The 15,401-nt window shown below is 54.4% G+C and carries 14 protein-coding genes; 7 read left to right on the top strand and 7 right to left on the bottom strand.

Annotated elements, in window-relative coordinates; genetic code table 11:
• The first annotated feature begins 53 nt into the window (after positions 1 to 53).
• The 3 genes from kduI to araE all read left to right on the top strand — a co-directional run bounded on the left by kduI (position 54) and on the right by araE (position 3,443).
• On the top strand, positions 54 to 890 hold the full coding sequence (kduI, locus tag ECL_RS20845) for a 5-dehydro-4-deoxy-D-glucuronate isomerase (protein ID WP_013098576.1): 837 nt from the start codon (positions 54 to 56) through the stop codon (positions 888 to 890).
• A gap of 63 nt (positions 891 to 953) precedes the next feature.
• Complete coding sequence (gene kduD, locus ECL_RS20840; protein WP_013098575.1) at positions 954 to 1,715, top strand: 2-dehydro-3-deoxy-D-gluconate 5-dehydrogenase KduD; 762 nt, start codon at positions 954 to 956, stop codon at positions 1,713 to 1,715.
• A gap of 294 nt (positions 1,716 to 2,009) precedes the next feature.
• Complete coding sequence (araE, locus tag ECL_RS20835; RefSeq protein WP_286012102.1) at positions 2,010 to 3,443, top strand: arabinose-proton symporter AraE; 1,434 nt, start codon at positions 2,010 to 2,012, stop codon at positions 3,441 to 3,443.
• Positions 3,444 to 3,512: 69 nt separating this feature from the next.
• On the opposite strand, the gene ECL_RS20830 is transcribed toward araE, so the two are convergent.
• Genes ECL_RS20830 through ECL_RS20815 form a run of 4 tightly spaced genes read right to left on the bottom strand, consistent with a single transcriptional unit; the run spans position 3,513 to position 7,735 of the window.
• Positions 3,513 to 4,799: an ABC transporter substrate-binding protein gene (locus ECL_RS20830; RefSeq protein ID WP_013098573.1), complete on the bottom strand. Its 1,287-nt coding sequence runs from the start codon at positions 4,797 to 4,799 to the stop codon at positions 3,513 to 3,515.
• Between the two features lie 13 nt (positions 4,800 to 4,812).
• Positions 4,813 to 5,937 (bottom strand): ABC transporter ATP-binding protein, encoded by a 1,125-nt coding sequence (locus ECL_RS20825; protein WP_013098572.1) that lies wholly within the window; start codon positions 5,935 to 5,937, stop codon positions 4,813 to 4,815.
• Between the two features lie 12 nt (positions 5,938 to 5,949).
• A complete protein-coding gene (locus ECL_RS20820; RefSeq protein ID WP_013098571.1) occupies positions 5,950 to 6,852 on the bottom strand; it encodes a carbohydrate ABC transporter permease in 903 nt (300 codons plus the stop codon).
• Positions 6,845 to 7,735 carry a carbohydrate ABC transporter permease gene (locus ECL_RS20815; RefSeq protein WP_013098570.1) on the bottom strand — a complete coding sequence of 297 codons (891 nt, stop codon included), beginning with the start codon at positions 7,733 to 7,735 and terminating at the stop codon, positions 6,845 to 6,847. The genes ECL_RS20820 and ECL_RS20815 overlap by 8 nt, the downstream gene beginning before the upstream one ends.
• A gap of 408 nt (positions 7,736 to 8,143) precedes the next feature.
• Here ECL_RS20815 and wzz(fepE) point away from each other — a divergent pair, with 408 nt between their 5' ends.
• A complete protein-coding gene (gene wzz(fepE), locus ECL_RS20810) occupies positions 8,144 to 9,268 on the top strand; it encodes an LPS O-antigen length regulator Wzz(fepE) (protein WP_013098569.1) in 1,125 nt (374 codons plus the stop codon).
• Between the two features lie 40 nt (positions 9,269 to 9,308).
• Here wzz(fepE) and ECL_RS20805 read toward each other — a convergent pair whose 3' ends face one another.
• Positions 9,309 to 9,632, bottom strand: coding sequence for a cupin domain-containing protein (locus ECL_RS20805; RefSeq protein ID WP_013098568.1), 324 nt, complete (start codon positions 9,630 to 9,632; stop codon positions 9,309 to 9,311).
• Positions 9,633 to 9,767: 135 nt separating this feature from the next.
• Here ECL_RS20805 and ECL_RS20800 point away from each other — a divergent pair, with 135 nt between their 5' ends.
• Positions 9,768 to 10,460: an aspartate/glutamate racemase gene (locus ECL_RS20800; RefSeq protein WP_013098567.1), complete on the top strand. Its 693-nt coding sequence runs from the start codon at positions 9,768 to 9,770 to the stop codon at positions 10,458 to 10,460.
• Here the strand turns inward: ECL_RS20800 and ECL_RS20795 are convergent.
• Positions 10,455 to 11,381 (bottom strand): LysR family transcriptional regulator, encoded by a 927-nt coding sequence (locus ECL_RS20795; RefSeq protein WP_013098566.1) that lies wholly within the window; start codon positions 11,379 to 11,381, stop codon positions 10,455 to 10,457. The two genes, ECL_RS20800 and ECL_RS20795, sit on opposite strands and share 6 nt — an antisense overlap.
• A 121-nt stretch (positions 11,382 to 11,502) precedes the next feature.
• Here ECL_RS20795 and lysA point away from each other — a divergent pair, with 121 nt between their 5' ends.
• Positions 11,503 to 12,765, top strand: a complete 1,263-nt coding sequence (lysA, locus tag ECL_RS20790; protein ID WP_013098565.1) for a diaminopimelate decarboxylase — start codon at positions 11,503 to 11,505, stop codon at positions 12,763 to 12,765.
• On the opposite strand, the gene ECL_RS20785 is transcribed toward lysA, so the two are convergent.
• Complete coding sequence (locus ECL_RS20785; protein WP_013098564.1) at positions 12,735 to 13,772, bottom strand: LacI family DNA-binding transcriptional regulator; 1,038 nt, start codon at positions 13,770 to 13,772, stop codon at positions 12,735 to 12,737. The two genes, lysA and ECL_RS20785, sit on opposite strands and share 31 nt — an antisense overlap.
• A 300-nt stretch (positions 13,773 to 14,072) precedes the next feature.
• On the opposite strand from ECL_RS20785, the gene ECL_RS20780 reads away from it, so the two are divergent.
• A complete protein-coding gene (locus tag ECL_RS20780) occupies positions 14,073 to 15,398 on the top strand; it encodes a PTS sugar transporter subunit IIC (RefSeq protein WP_013098563.1) in 1,326 nt (441 codons plus the stop codon).
• The last annotated feature ends 3 nt before the right edge of the window (positions 15,399 to 15,401 follow it).

The raw sequence follows: 15,401 nt of genomic DNA, 5'->3' as shown, positions 1-15,401 counted from the left end.
ACGTCGTTTCGTTAATTTTCTGCCTTCGGGCACGATCCATTCTGGAGGTTATCGTGGACGTCAGACAAAGCATCCACAGCGCGCACGCCAAAACCCTCGACACGCAGGGGCTGCGCAGTGAATTTTTAGTTGAGCAGGTGTTCGAAGCCGATCGCTACACCATGGTCTACAGCCACATTGACCGCATTATTGTGGGCGGAATTATGCCGGTGACCAAAACTGTCTCCGTGGGTGGGGAAGTGGGTAAGCAGCTCGGCGTGAGCTATTTCCTGGAACGGCGTGAACTGGGCGTGATTAACATTGGCGGGCCGGGCACCATTACGGTTGACGGCCAGTGCTACGAAATTGGTCACCGCGACGCGCTGTATGTCGGCAAGGGCGCGAAAGAGGTGGTTTTTGCCAGCGTCGACGGCAGCACGCCAGCGAAGTTTTACTACAACTGCGCCCCGGCTCACACCACCTGTCCTACCAAAAAAGTTACCCCGGCAGACGTAGCCCCGGTGACACTGGGCGATAACCTCACCAGCAACCGTCGTACCATCAACAAATACTTCGTTCCGGATGTGCTGGAGACCTGCCAGCTCAGCATGGGGCTGACCGAGCTGGCGCCGGGCAACCTGTGGAACACCATGCCGTGCCATACCCACGAGCGCCGTATGGAGGTCTATTTCTACTTCAACATGGATGAGGATGCCTGCGTATTCCACATGATGGGTCAACCGCAGGAAACACGCCATATCGTGATGCATAACGAGCAGGCGGTTATCTCTCCAAGCTGGTCAATTCACTCCGGGGTGGGGACGAAGGCGTATACCTTCATCTGGGGAATGGTCGGTGAAAACCAGGTCTTTGATGACATGGACCACGTCGCGGTAAAAGATCTGCGCTAGTCGCGGGCAGTTAAGCATAAATCTGCCTGTTGCTGACAGGCATCGAAAGAGTAAGGAACAAACATGATTCTGGATGCATTCTCTCTGCAAGGTAAAGTGGCTGTGGTTTCCGGTTGTGACACCGGTCTGGGCCAGGGCATGGCGTTGGGGCTGGCAGAAGCGGGCTGCGATATCGTGGGCATCAACATCGTCGAGCCTACGGAAACCATCGAGCGCGTGACCGCGCTGGGCCGCCGTTTCCTGAGCCTGACCGCGGATCTGCGTAAAATCGACGCCATTCCTGACCTGCTGGATCGCGCCGTGGCGGAATTCGGTCACATCGATATTCTGGTCAATAATGCCGGGCTGATCCGCCGTGAAGACGCGATTAACTTCAGCGAGCGCGACTGGGACGACGTGATGAACCTGAATATCAAAAGCGTGTTCTTTATGTCTCAGGCGGCGGCGAAACACTTCATCGCTCAGGGGAACGGCGGCAAGATTATCAATATCGCTTCCATGCTCTCCTTCCAGGGGGGCATCCGGGTGCCGTCTTACACCGCGTCAAAAAGCGCAGTGATGGGGGTCACCCGTCTGCTGGCGAACGAATGGGCGAAGCACAATATCAACGTTAACGCCATTGCCCCGGGCTACATGGCGACCAACAACACCCAGCAGCTGCGTGCGGACGAGCAGCGTAGCGCGGAAATCCTTGACCGAATCCCGGCAGGGCGTTGGGGGCTGCCGGACGATCTGAAAGGACCTGTGGTGTTCCTGGCATCGAAGGCGTCGGACTACATCAACGGTTATACCGTAGCGGTTGATGGCGGCTGGCTGGCGCGTTAATTCGCGCTGACGAAAGAGCCTCTGCCTGCGGGTGGAGGTTTTTTTTGCTCAAAAATTGTCATTATCCATATCGACAAAGATGAAAAATCCATACTAAAAAATCATAAATGACACGCATCACAGTTTTATTACTTAAATATTAATCAATTAGTAAAATATGGCGATATTTCACCGCGAGTTGAAATTGTAATGTCCATCACAGATCGCCATGCCATAGCGAAATAATCCATATCTTCGCGAATTCCGGCCTGACACTTTTCTTCGCTATCTCGTAATTTCACTTAACGAATTTCTCTGTTCAGGCAGGAAACTATGACATCTATAAATGACTCTACCCTCATGCCCGCGGCGCTGCGCGATACTCGCCGCATGAACCAGTTTGTCTCCATTGCGGCGGCAGTGGCTGGCTTGTTATTTGGACTGGATATCGGCGTCATTGCTGGCGCATTACCGTTTATTACCGATCACTTTACGCTGAGCAGTCGCCTGCAGGAGTGGGTGGTGAGCAGCATGATGCTTGGCGCGGCCATCGGCGCGCTGTTCAACGGCTGGCTCTCGTTCCGTCTCGGGCGCAAATATAGCCTGATGGTTGGGGCGATCCTGTTTGTGGCAGGCTCCATTGGCTCTGCGTTCGCCACCAACGTGGAAGTGCTGCTGCTCTCCCGCGTCCTGCTGGGCGTGGCGGTCGGGATTGCCTCCTACACTGCGCCGCTGTATCTCTCGGAGATGGCGAGCGAGAACGTGCGCGGCAAGATGATCAGTATGTACCAGCTGATGGTCACGCTGGGTATCGTACTGGCGTTTCTGTCAGATACTTACTTCAGCTACAGCGGTAACTGGCGCGCCATGCTGGGCGTGCTGGCGCTGCCCGCGCTGTTGCTGATTGTACTGGTGATTTTCCTGCCGAACAGCCCGCGCTGGCTGGCGCAGAAAGGTCGTCACGTGGAAGCGGAAGAGGTGCTGCGCATGCTGCGTGATACCTCAGAGAAAGCGCGTGAAGAGCTGAACGAGATCCGCGAAAGCCTGAAGCTGAAGCAGGGCGGCTGGTCGCTGTTTAAAGCCAACCGCAACGTGCGTCGCGCGGTGTTCCTTGGCATGCTGCTGCAGGCGATGCAGCAGTTCACCGGGATGAACATCATCATGTATTACGCGCCGCGTATCTTCAAAATGGCCGGATTCACCACCACCGAACAGCAGATGATTGCAACGCTGGTGGTCGGGCTGACCTTTATGTTTGCCACGTTTATCGCGGTATTTACCGTGGATAAAGCCGGTCGTAAACCGGCGCTGAAGATTGGCTTTAGCGTAATGGCGCTCGGTACGCTGATCCTCGGTTACTGTCTGATGCAGTTTGATAATGGCACCGCCTCGAGCGGTCTCTCCTGGCTCTCTGTCGGGATGACCATGATGTGTATCGCCGGATATGCCATGAGCGCCGCACCGGTGGTGTGGATCCTGTGCTCTGAAATTCAGCCGCTGAAGTGCCGCGACTTTGGCATCACCTGTTCCACCACCACCAACTGGGTGTCGAACATGATCATCGGCGCAACCTTCCTGACGCTGCTGGATGCCATTGGTGCAGCAGGAACGTTCTGGCTCTACACGGTACTGAACGTGGTGTTTATCGGGGTGACCTTCTGGCTGATTCCTGAAACCAAAGGCGTGACGCTGGAGCATATTGAACGCAAGCTGATGAGCGGGGAGAAATTACGTAATATTGGCGTGTAATGTTATTGCCCGGTGGCGCTTCGCTTACCGGGCCTACAATACCTTGTCGGCCCGGTAAGGCGTCGCCTTTTAACGCATCGCCCGCTTCAAAATACGCTCAGCCTGACGCTGGAAATCTGCAGCGGTCTCTTCCACCGATTTCTGACCATAGTCGATATACTGCAGCGAGGTGCCGAACTGTGCCACAATCTGCGGATCGTCAAAGTAAGGTGACACGCTGAGTTTTGCAGGCAGCGACTGCGCCAGACGCAGGCCTGCAACCGACGGGTCGTTTTCTTTAATGGTACCGGCTTCAGTCAGGTACTGAACCGCCACTTTGCTCAGCGGTACGCCACGCTCCAGGCCCAGCGTCTCCACGCCCTCTTTACTGTTCAGCAGGAAGTTAATCAGCTTTGCCGCCGCTTCCGGGTTTTTGGTCGATTTACCGATCGACAGCATCTGTGCCGGTTTGAAGAACAGGCCCGCATCCGTGGCACCCGGCAGCATCGGGTAACTGCCCAGCACCAGTTTTGCCGGTGGCTTGAGGTTATCGGAGTATTTGTTGATGGTGGAGTTCCACATATAGGTGCCGCCCCATTCCCCCTGGATCCACGGCTTCATCTCATACATGTTGCTCTTGCCAAACGACGCATAGTATTTGGTGTCCGGCATCACGTGGCTATCAATCAGTTTTTTGTAGGTCTGGAAGAACTCCACCCATTGCGCCTTGCTGTAGGTGAATTTTTTGGTTTTCTCGTCCACGGCAGGGATGTTGTATTTCTGAACCATGTAAGAATTCAGCAGCGCCAGCGTGTCCTGCTGTTCCAGTATGACAGGGTAATACTGCTTGCCGAGCTTGCTTTCGAAGGTTTTACCGGCGGCCATCAGTTCGTCCCAGGTTTTTGGGTAGTCGATGCCCGCTTTTTTCCACGTTTCGTCGTTAAAGTAGAAGACGCGCGCGGTCACGGAGATTGGGATCCCGTTCAGCTTGCCGTTGACCGTTGTGGACTGGAGCTCTTTGGCATCAAACTGGCTTAGATCTATCACGTCCTTCATTTTGTTCAGATCGTAAAAGCCGTCGCCGGTTTTCGAGAAGATCGGCAGCCAGTTCCAGTTGGTTTGCATCACATCCGGCTCTGTGCCGCCTGCGATCTGGGTGGTCAGACGGGAAAGATGCCCGTCCCAGCCGGTGTATTCCGCCTTAACGTTAATGTCCGGGTTCTGTTTATGGAACTCTTCTAACGCTTTCAGCGTCACCTGGTGACGGCCATTACCGCCCCACCAGGACATACGTAAATCGGTAGTTTGCGCCATCGATGGCAAAGCAGTAAGGCCCAGGGTCGCGGAGATTGCTGCGCTTAAAAGCACATTTTTCATTTTTCTTGCTCCATCAGAGAGAGAGGTTCAGTTCAGTTTTTGCGTCAAAAATATGGCACTTATTCATGTCGAAGCGGAAATAGACTTTGCGGTTAAGCCCTTTAGCAATCATCGGCTTAGCCTCTTCCGAAGGGATTCTGGCGGTCAGTTCGTGGTCTGCTACCTTCAGGTACACAAAGAATTCGTGGCCCATGTTCTCCACGCGCACCATTTCGCCGCTGCACCCATCCGGGAAAGGCGAGTCTGAGATCGACACAAATTCCGGGCGCACGCCGTAGAACACGTCCTGACCGGCATAAGCAGCGACTTTTTCCTGCGTTTGTGCATTGAGCGGCATGGTTTCATTTCCGATGGTGATGTGCAGTTGACCGGCTTTTTCCACCAGCTGGCTTTTACGAATGTTCATCTCCGGTGCACCGATGAATCCCGCGACGAACATGTTGTTGGGCTTGTGGTAGAGGTTATCCGGGGTATCGACCTGCATGATGTGGCCCAGCTTCATTACACAGATACGGTCGCCCATGGTCATCGCTTCGGTCTGGTCATGCGTGACGTAGACGGTGGTGGCCGGTTTACCGGACTGCTTCAGTTGCTTATGCAGATCTGAAATACGAATACGCATCGAGGCACGGAGCTTGGCATCAAGGTTTGACAGCGGTTCGTCAAAGAGAAACACGTCCGGCTTTTTCACAATCGCGCGGCCAACCGCAACGCGCTGGGCCTGTCCACCGGAAAGCTGACGCGGCAGGCGGTCAAGCAGCGACTCCAGCTCCAGGATTTTGGCCGCTTCGTTTACCTGCGACTCAATTTGCTCTTTCGGCAGTTTGCTCAGCTTCAGACCAAAGGCCAGATTTTCGCGCACCGTCATGTGCGGGTAGAGCGCGTAGTTCTGGAACACCATCGCAATGCCGCGCTCCTTCGGTGCGAGGTTGTTCACGATCTTATCGCCGATCCGCACCTCACCGCCGCTGATGGTTTCCAGCCCCGCCAGCATGCGAAGGGTGGTGGACTTGGCACAGCCGGATGGACCGACGATCACCATAAACTCCCCCTCGGCGATCTTCAGGTCGATAGCATGTACGGCTTTGAAGCCGTTGGAGTAAACCTTTTCCAGTTTATTGAAGACAACTTCAGCCATGATATTTCCCTCTTAACCTTTAATTCCGCTGCTGGAGACGCCCTGCACGAAGTAGCGTTGGGCCAGGAAGAACACAATGATGGATGGCAGAATGGAGATGCTCGCCATTGCCAGAATTTCGTTCCACGGCGCACCTTCGGTAACGTCGATGGACATTTTCAGCGCTAATGCAATCGGGTATTTATCCACGCTGTAGACGTAAATCAGCGGCCCGATAAAGTCATTCATTGACCACATGAACTGGAACAGGGCGACGGAGATAATGGCCGGTTTCAGGATCGGCACCACCACGTACCACAGCACCTGAAGGGAGTTACAGCCGTCGATTTGCGCCGCCTCTTCCATGTCACGCGGCACACCGCGCAGGAACTGGATCAGCATAAAGACGAAGAACCCCTGCGTGGCGAAGGCCAGCGGCAGGTACAGCGGCATGTAGCTGTTCAACATGCCCATTTCACGGAACATCAGGTACTGCGGAATCAACAGCACGGTGCTGGGCAGCAGCATGGTGGTGATGAGCGTGGCGAACCAGAATTTTTTCCACGGGATCTCAAAGCGGGCAAAACCATACGCCACAATGGTGGAGGAGATAATGGTCAGGATCACTTTGGGGATCACGTACTTAAAGGTGTTCAGCATGTAATGGCCGAAGGTGTACTCGGTCCCGGTCTTCCAGCCGTTGATAAACCCGTCCCAGGTGGCATGTGCCGGCCACAGGCTCAGGGTAGTGAAGATCTCGTGGTTCGGTTTGAACGACGCTGAGAACATCCACACCAGCGGGTAGAGCATCAGCAGGCCGACAAACAGCAGGATCGTATAGCGAACGGTGGCGTTGATTTTCTCTCTGCGCTGCGTACGGGCAACCTCGCGTTCGGCGACGCTTCTTGCCGTGGAAAGGTGTTGAATATCAGCCATTTTTGCCTCCTTTATCGGCGGAGTAGAACACCCAGTATTTCGACGACTTAAAGGCGATACCGGCAAAGACGGCCACCACCAGGAACAGGATCCACGCCAGCGCCGCGCCATAACCCATATCGAAATATTTAAACGCCGTGTCGTAGATGTAGAGCGAGAACAGATAGGTCGAGTAGGTTGGCCCGCCGCCGGTAATGACGTACGGCCCGGTAAATTCCTGGAATGCCTGAGTGGTTTGCATGATGAAGTTGAAGAAAATCACTGGCGTAATCAGCGGCACGGTCACTTTCATGAACATTTGCCATCTGGACGCGCCGTCGATCATTGCCGCTTCATACTGAGACTGCGGAACGTTTTGCAGCGCCGCCAGGAAGATGACCATCGCGGAGCCGAACTGCCAGACGCGCAGCAGGGTCACGGACATCAGCGCCAGAGAGGGCTCACCCAGCCAGTTCACCGGGTCGAAGCCAAATACGCCAATAAAGCTGTTCAGCAGACCATCTATCGCAAATAAGGCGCGCCACAAGACAGCAATCGCCACGGAGCTGCCGAGGATCGACGGAATATAGTAAGCGGTACGGAAAAAGCCGATCCCGCGTAATTTGAAGTTGAGAACAAACGCAATCCCTAATGCAAACGCGAGCTTCAGCGGAATGGTCAAAAATACATACGCGAACGTGACACCCATTGATGTCCAGAAGAGCGTGTCTTCAGTAAACATATAGCGATAGTTTTCGATGCCGTTAAACACCGGCGGGCTCATCAAATCGTAATCCGTGAAACTGAGGAAAAACGATGAGACGAAGGGGAAAGCCGTAAAGAGTATCAACCCAATAATGTAGGGTGATATCCATGCGAGCCCCAGCAGCTTGTTTTCATTCATACAGACCTACCTGGCAATCAGTGGGTGAAATGACGGTATGAGTTTCAGGACATCCGAACCGTAGTTTTCGAATAATAAAACAGTGTTTTATTTTATATTATGGCTATTTTTTCCCGCGTCATTCGCTTAATGATGGAAATGTGATCAGCATCGAAACGCTGTTTCAATAAAGTGAGGAGGGTGGCATTTTGCCGCTATTTCTGGCGATCAAGGCAGGTCTTGCATGTAAGCAGAAAGAAAAGCGGATGATTAATAACAATAATACCGGAAAGGTACTAACTACCAACTTTGATAGCCAGTACACAGATAGATCAATATCGCGTTCAGATTATTCTTACTTTCTTGTATCATCGGACCACTTGAACTCACGAGGCAGAAATTACCTGCACTCTTAACAGAAGAACGTCTATGTCAGCGATGGATTTCAAAAAAAACACGGACCTCGATTTTCCTTCTTATGCCACCCCGGCTGTCAGCACTAAAGAAATCGACCTTTTGGGGCTGTTAGACATCCTGCTTGCCGCCAAAAAACGCATCATCGCAATTGCGTTCGCGTTTGCGCTGGCCGGACTGGCGATTGCCTTTTTACTGCCGCAGAAATGGACCAGTAAAGCGGTGATCACGCCTGCCGAACAGACGCAGTGGAACCCGCTGCGCCAGATGATGGTGGCACTCCAGGTTCTGGATGTGGACGTAAAAGTGTCCCGTGATGAAGTGTTTGGACTGTTTATCAAAAAGTTTCAGTCGCAGTCATTGCTTGAAGAGTATATGAAATCCTCCCCTTACGTTATGTCACAGCTTGAGGGGACAAACGTGGATCCGCTGGAGCTGCATCGTGCGGTGGTCAATATCTCTGAGAAGATGAAAGCGATTGATAACACTCAGGTAAAAGACGCGGATAAAGCGCCTTACGTCTCCTGGACGCTCAGCTTCACCGCCCCCACGGCGGGAGATGCGCAAACCGTTCTGGAAGGGTATATCAAGTATATTGCCGCGATTGTCGAGCAAGAGATCATGCTGAATATCCGTAACCAGCTCGCCCTCAAAACGAAGGTGGTAGAGCAGCAGCTGGACCTGGATCGGGTGCGTCTGACCAATATTCACAACACCAATCTGCAGCGTCTTAACTATTCGCTGGAAGTGGCTAACGCGGCGGGCATTAAGAAACCTGTCTACAGCAACGGACAGGCCGTAAAAGACGATCCGGATTACTCCGTTGCCCTCGGCGCTGACGGTATCGCGCAGAAATTGCAGATCGAGAAAAATCTTAAGGATGTGTCTGAGCTGAATGCAGACTTCCAGAACCGTGAATATTATCTGGCGCAGCTGAAAAAACTCTCCGTTGAAGACGTTAAACTGGAACCCTTCAAATATCAGCTTTCGCCTTCCATGCCGGTGAAAAAAGATGGCCCGGGGAAAGCGCTGATTGTCATGCTGGCGGGGATTCTGGGTGGGCTGTTCGCCTGCGGTAGCGTATTGCTTCGTGAAGCAATGCTTAGCCGTAACCCGCTGCCAGAGCCGGTAGCGGAATAACTGACGCAGAGAAAAAGGGCGCTGAAATCAGCGCCCTTTTTTATTGTAGAAAATCTTCCCGTACGGGGGTAAAGGTATCCAGCAGGGTGCCGGGTTGAAGACACACGCAGCCGTGCATGACGTGTGGCGCTTTGTAGAGCGTATCGCCGGCCCTGACGATATGCTTCTCTTCACCAATGGTGAATTCGAACTCACCGGACAGCACATAGGTTAGCTGTTCATGCGGATGGCTATGCATCGGGCCAATCGCGCCCTGGGCGAAATTCACTTCAACCGCCATCATCTTACCGCTATGGGCCAGGATCCGACGGGTTACGCCGTTACCCAGATCGTCAAGCGTGGTCTCGTTGTGGAAAATAAACATGCTTTCCCTTGTCATAAAATGAAATATTGTTTCATTTAATTTATATCACCTTCTTTTAAAAAGAAACGGCGCGACAAAGAACTGGAAACGCGATCACAAGTTTGCTTCACTGAGATAAACAAAGAAGGAGGGATAATGAAAACAATCGGCCTGCTGGGTGGCATGAGCTGGGAATCGACCATTCCCTACTATCGTTTAATTAATGAAGGGGTGAAGCAGCGCCTCGGGGGACTGCATTCTGCCAGTCTGCTGCTGCACAGCGTGGACTTCCATGAGATTGAAGCGTGCCAGTCGAGCGGTGAATGGGACAAAGCCGGAGAGATACTGGCGCAGGCGGCACTCGGGCTTCAGCGTGCCGGTGCCGAAGGGATTTTGCTCTGTACCAACACGATGCATAAAGTCGCTTCGCACATTGAAGCGCGTTGCCCGCTGCCGTTTTTGCATATTGCGGATGCGACCGGGCGCGCGATTGGCGCGGCGGGGATGCGTCGCGTGGCGCTGCTGGGAACGCGCTACACCATGGAGCAGGATTTTTACCGTGGCCGGTTGAGCAGTGAGTTCGGTATCGAAAGCCTGATCCCGGATGACGCCGACCGGGCGCGCATTAATCAGATTATTTTTGATGAGCTTTGCCTCGGCACCTTCAGTGAGTCTTCCCGGGCGTATTACGTCAGCGTGATTGAACAACTTGCCCGGCAGGGGGCAGAAGGGGTGATCTTCGGCTGTACCGAGATCGGCCTGCTGGTACCGGCTGAGCGAAGCCCGATCCCGGTATTCGACACTGCCGCCATTCACGCCGCTGATGCGGTGGAGTTTATGCTGTCATAACGGATTTTGCAGAGCAGGTAAGCGAAGCGCCACCTCACGCGCATGCTCAATCAAATGCCCGGTAAAGGCATCTACCAGTGCCGACGCCGGGCGATGCAGGGGGCGGATCAGGCTGACGGTAAACGGGACGGAGAGGCTAAACGGGCGAATCACAATCTCGCTCCCGGCGTAGTCCAGCGCTGTAAGCGGGTTAACCACGGCTACGCCTACCCCGGCACGTACCATCGCGCATATTGAGGCCGCGCTGTGCGTTTCCACCACCATCCGGCGTTTTACCTGATGTTCGGCAAACAGCGTGTCCAGCAGCTGTCGATAGCTGTCGGTCTGCGACAGGCTAATGTAATTTTCCCCGTGGAAATCAGCGGGGGTCAGCATTGCTTTACTGGCAAGCCGGTGCCCGGCAGGAAGCACGCAAACCTCATCCAGCGTGAGCAGTTCCGTGCGCTCTGTACCTGCTGGGGTAGTGAGGGTTTCGGTTAACCCCAGGTCGTGACGCTGCGCTGAAAGCCACTCTTCCAGCAGCGGAGATTCCTGCGGCACGATAGTGAGACTGACCTCTGGATAACGGGCCAGAAAAGGCTGCAGCAGCGTCGGTAAAAAGGATTGTGAAAAGACGGGCAGGCAGACAATCGACAGTTCGCCCTGACGAAACTCGCGCAGGCTTTCCGCCGCACTGACAATTCTGTCCAGCCCATACCACGAGCGCTGCACTTCCTCGAACAGACGCAGCCCTTGTACCGTTGGGTGCAGCCGGCCCCGGGTGCGTTCAAACAGTTTCAGTCCCAGCACTTTCTCGAACCGTGCCAGCTCGCGGCTTACCGTAGGCTGCGAGGTGTGCAGCATCTGCGCGGCTTCGGTGAGGTTGCCGGCGGTCATCACGGCGTGAAAAATCTCAATATGGCGTAAGTTGACGGCGGGCATAGGGCACCTGGAAGCGAAGGACTGTCCATATCATTTTTGCATAGACTCGCGATAAAACGATATTTTTTATTCTCTTTCTGTTGTGGCGTAATCATAAAAAGACGACCACCCGGAGAAGACCATGCCACGCCCGCTTAACCAGACTGACACCGATTTAAATGCCGATAACCTGCTGCGCCTGCCTGCCGAGTTTGGCTGCCCGGTATGGGTCTACGATGCGCAAATCGTTCGCGAGAAGATTGCTGCGCTGCATCAGTTTGACGTGGTGCGTTTTGCCCAGAAGGCGTGCTCCAATATCCATATCCTGCGCCTGATGCGCGAGCAGGGCGTGAAGGTTGACTCCGTGTCGCTGGGGGAAATCGAGCGCGCGCTGGCGGCTGGCTTCGATCCTAAAACCGATCCTGACGCAATTGTCTTTACTGCGGATCTGATCGACGACGCGACGCTTGCCCGCGTGCATGAACTGCAGATCCCGGTTAATGCCGGGTCTGTGGATATGCTGGAACAGCTTGGACAGGTTTCCCCCGGCCACCGCGTCTGGCTACGTGTGAACCCCGGTTTTGGCCATGGTCACAGCCAGAAAACCAACACTGGCGGTGAAAACAGTAAACACGGCATCTGGTATGCCGATATGCCCGCCGCCCTAGAGGTATTACAGCGTTACAACCTGAAGCTGGTGGGCATTCATATGCACATTGGTTCGGGCGTGGATTACGGTCACCTGGAACAGGTGTGCGGCGCGATGGTGCGTCAGGTTATCGACTTTGGGCAGGATCTGGAGGCGATCTCCGCCGGTGGCGGCCTTTCGATTCCTTATCGTGAAGGGGAAGAGGCGATCGATACCGATCACTATTACGGCCTGTGGAGCGCCGCCCGCGACAAAGTTGCCGCGCATGTGGGGCATCCGGTGAAGCTCGAAATTGAACCGGGTCGTTTCCTGGTGGCCGAATCTGGCGTGCTGGTTGCTCAGGTGCGTAGCGTGAAAGAGATGGGATCGCGACACTTTGTGCTGATTGATGCGGGCTTTAATGACCTGATGCGTCCGTCCATGTATGGCAGCTACCACCATATTTCAGCGCTCGCCGCCGATGGCCGCGATTTAACCGACGCCCCACGTATTGATACGGTTGTCGCAGGCCCGCTGTGTGAATCGGGCGATGTCTTTACCCAGCATGAAGGGGGTAAAGTAGAAACCCGCGCGCTGCCGGAGGTGAAACCCGGGGATTATCTGGTGCTGCACGATACCGGCGCTTATGGGGCGTCAATGTCTTCTAACTACAATAGCCGCCCGCTGCTGCCGGAAGTGCTGTTTGATAACGGCAAGGCGCGGCTGATCCGTCGCCGCCAGACCATTCAGGAGTTGCTGGCGCTGGAACTCGTCTGAGTAAAATATGGCCCCGTGGTTACCGAGTCGCGTAGTACCAGCGTACCGGTAAACGGCGGGATCGCTTCTACCGGCTGGTTTTTTGCCAGCCGGATCGCCTGGTCGATGGCCGTGACAATCATATTATCTATCGGCAGATAGACCGATGAGAGCGCAGGCTCGAGCCATTTTGCGCTGGGCGCATCGTCAAAGCCAAACAGTGAAATATCCTGCGGGATCTTCAGCCCTGCCTGGTGCAAGGCTTTGGACGCTCCCAGCGCCATATCATCGTTACAGGCAAACAGGGCGCTAAACGGCACACCGTCAGCAATCAACTCCCTGCACAACTCATACCCCCGCGTCATGCCCGCATCGCCGTACTTAATCCGCCGCTCATCCAGACGAATGCCGTGCTTTTCCAGCGCCTTACGGTAGCCCATCAGGCGGGCTTTACCGGTAGGGGTGTGGATAGGGACGGTAATACAGGCGATCTCCCGGTGGCCCTGGTTTATCAGGTAATCCACGGCCTTAAAGGCGGCATCCTGCTGTTCGAAGAAGACGCAGCGATCGGGAGCCTGGCTGACTTCCCGGTTGATGACCACCAGCGGGGTTTGCACGGAGTGGATCAACTTCATGATCGCTTTTTCGCTCATGTAGCGCGTGTAGAGCACAATGGCGTCACACTTGCGATCGGCCAGCATCTGTACCGCCTGTTCTTCCTGTTCCGGCGCGTCATGACCATCGGTGACGATCAGCTGCTTCCCGTGCGTTTCGGTCTGCCGGGAGGCCTGCTGAAGGAGGCGGCCAAAGTAAAAGCCATCGAAGGTTGAGACCACCAGACCAATGCTGTTGCTGGTCTGGTTAGCCAGCGAACGCGCGAGAAAATTCGGGCGATACCCCAGCTCTTCCATTGCCGCGAACACCTGCTGACGCGTGCTCTCTTTGACCTGACCTGTGCCGTTCAGCACGCGCGATACCGTGGCTTTTGATACACCTGCGCGCAGTGAGACATCCAGCATTGTTGCCATTAGACATTCCTGATTCCACGTAACGATCTGCAGTTTAACACAGACCATCCGGCGCATAAGCGACGCGGGAAGGGCAAAACGCCCATCACGATCACGCTTTTCAGTAACGATCTGTCAGAACCGAAGAAATTGCTGCAATTGGTATACCAAATTGGTCATAAATCACGATCTGGAATACCGCTGGTGGTGTTGAGAGCTTAATCACAGAACCATTACCCTCATAAAGCTATTTTTGGTATGCCAATAGTATCCGGCTGTACACCTTATTCAATAAAAGCCCTTTTACTGAGGTAATACCCTATGGCATTGCAGGAAAAACTGATCGACGCTCTGGGCAGTTTCGCCACTAAATTCAACAGTTATCGCTATATCATGGCGATCAAGTCAGCCTTCATTACCTTAATGCCGGTCATCATCGTTGGGGCGTTCTCTGTGCTGATCTCCAATATGGTGCTGGATCCGAAAAACGGCCTGGCGAGCTTCTCGTCGCTGTCGTTCCTCGCCGCGCTAAAGCCGATCACCAGCGCGCTGAATTACGCCACGCTGAACTTCCTCAACATTGGCGCGGTATTCCTGATTGGCATTGAGCTGGGGCGCATCAACGGTATCAAATCCCTTTTCCCGGGGCTGCTGGCGGTGATCTGCTTTATTTGCGTGACGCCCACCACCGTGGAGATGCTGGTGGATGGCGAAATGCACGTGGTGAAAGATGTGCTGCTGCGCCAGTTCTCAGATACCCGCAGCCTGTTCCTCGGCATGTTTATCGCCATTCTGTCCGTTGAAATCTACTGCTGGCTGGAGAACCGCCCGGGGCTGAAGATCCGAATGCCGGACACCGTGCCGCCTAACGTGGCCGCGTCGTTCTCCGCGCTGATCCCGGCGATTATTACCACCACTGCCATTGCCACGCTGGGGTTTGTGTTTCATCAGATCACCGGGATGTATCTCTACGACGCGGTGTATCAGGTGGTGCAACAGCCGCTGGAGCGGGTGGTGCAAAGTCTGCCTGGGATCCTGCTGCTGATGTTCGTTGCACAGCTTTTCTGGGTGATTGGTATCCACGGCAACCAGATGATCAAGCCGATCCGCGAGCCGCTGCTGCTGGGGGCGATCACCGTCAACATGAGTGCGTTTGAGCAGGGTAAAGAGGTGCCGAACATCATCACCATGCCGTTCTGGGATGTATATATGAGCATCGGCGGTTCGGGCCTGACTATCGGCCTGCTGATCGCGGTGATGATTGCCACCAAACGCAAAGAGATGAAAGAGATCGCCAAGCTTTCCATCGGCCCGGGGATTTTTAATATCAACGAGCCGGTGATCTTCGGTATGCCAATCATGCTTAACCCGATCCTCGCCATTCCCTTCATTATCACTCCACTGGTGACGGGCTCCATCGGCTACTTCGCCACCGTGACCGGGTTTGCCGGTAAAGCGGTGGTGATGGTGCCGTGGACGACGCCGCCGCTGATCAACGCCTGGCTCTCTACGGCAGGTTCGATGGGGGCGGTGATCACCCAGCTAATCTGCATTGTGACGGCGGTGATTATCTATCTGCCGTTTGTGAAAATCGCTTCACGCCGCGCAGAGCAGGCCGCGCTGCAGCAGGCCACTGACAACCCGTGAGGA

The organism is Enterobacter cloacae subsp. cloacae ATCC 13047, assembly GCF_000025565.1.
GTDB lineage: Bacteria > Pseudomonadota > Gammaproteobacteria > Enterobacterales > Enterobacteriaceae > Enterobacter > Enterobacter cloacae.
This window is presented reverse-complemented; position numbering and strand designations above follow the sequence as displayed.

Bases quoted from the DNA above. Each gene is read 5' to 3' on its own strand.
- kduD (WP_013098575.1), top strand. From the start codon at position 954: ATGATTCTGGATGCATTCTCTCTGCAAGGTAAAGTGGCTGTGGTTTCC.
- ECL_RS20830 (WP_013098573.1), bottom strand. From the start codon at position 4,799: ATGAAAAATGTGCTTTTAAGCGCAGCAATCTCCGCGACCCTGGGCCTT.
- ECL_RS20825 (WP_013098572.1), bottom strand. From the start codon at position 5,937: ATGGCTGAAGTTGTCTTCAATAAACTGGAAAAGGTTTACTCCAACGGC.
- ECL_RS20820 (WP_013098571.1), bottom strand. From the start codon at position 6,852: ATGGCTGATATTCAACACCTTTCCACGGCAAGAAGCGTCGCCGAACGC.
- ECL_RS20815 (WP_013098570.1), bottom strand. From the start codon at position 7,735: ATGAATGAAAACAAGCTGCTGGGGCTCGCATGGATATCACCCTACATT.
- ECL_RS20805 (WP_013098568.1), bottom strand. From the start codon at position 9,632: ATGTTTATTTTCCACAACGAGACCACGCTTGACGATCTGGGTAACGGC.
- ECL_RS20800 (WP_013098567.1), top strand. From the start codon at position 9,768: ATGAAAACAATCGGCCTGCTGGGTGGCATGAGCTGGGAATCGACCATT.
- ECL_RS20795 (WP_013098566.1), bottom strand. From the start codon at position 11,381: ATGCCCGCCGTCAACTTACGCCATATTGAGATTTTTCACGCCGTGATG.
- lysA (WP_013098565.1), top strand. From the start codon at position 11,503: ATGCCACGCCCGCTTAACCAGACTGACACCGATTTAAATGCCGATAAC.
- ECL_RS20785 (WP_013098564.1), bottom strand. From the start codon at position 13,772: ATGGCAACAATGCTGGATGTCTCACTGCGCGCAGGTGTATCAAAAGCC.
- ECL_RS20780 (WP_013098563.1), top strand. From the start codon at position 14,073: ATGGCATTGCAGGAAAAACTGATCGACGCTCTGGGCAGTTTCGCCACT.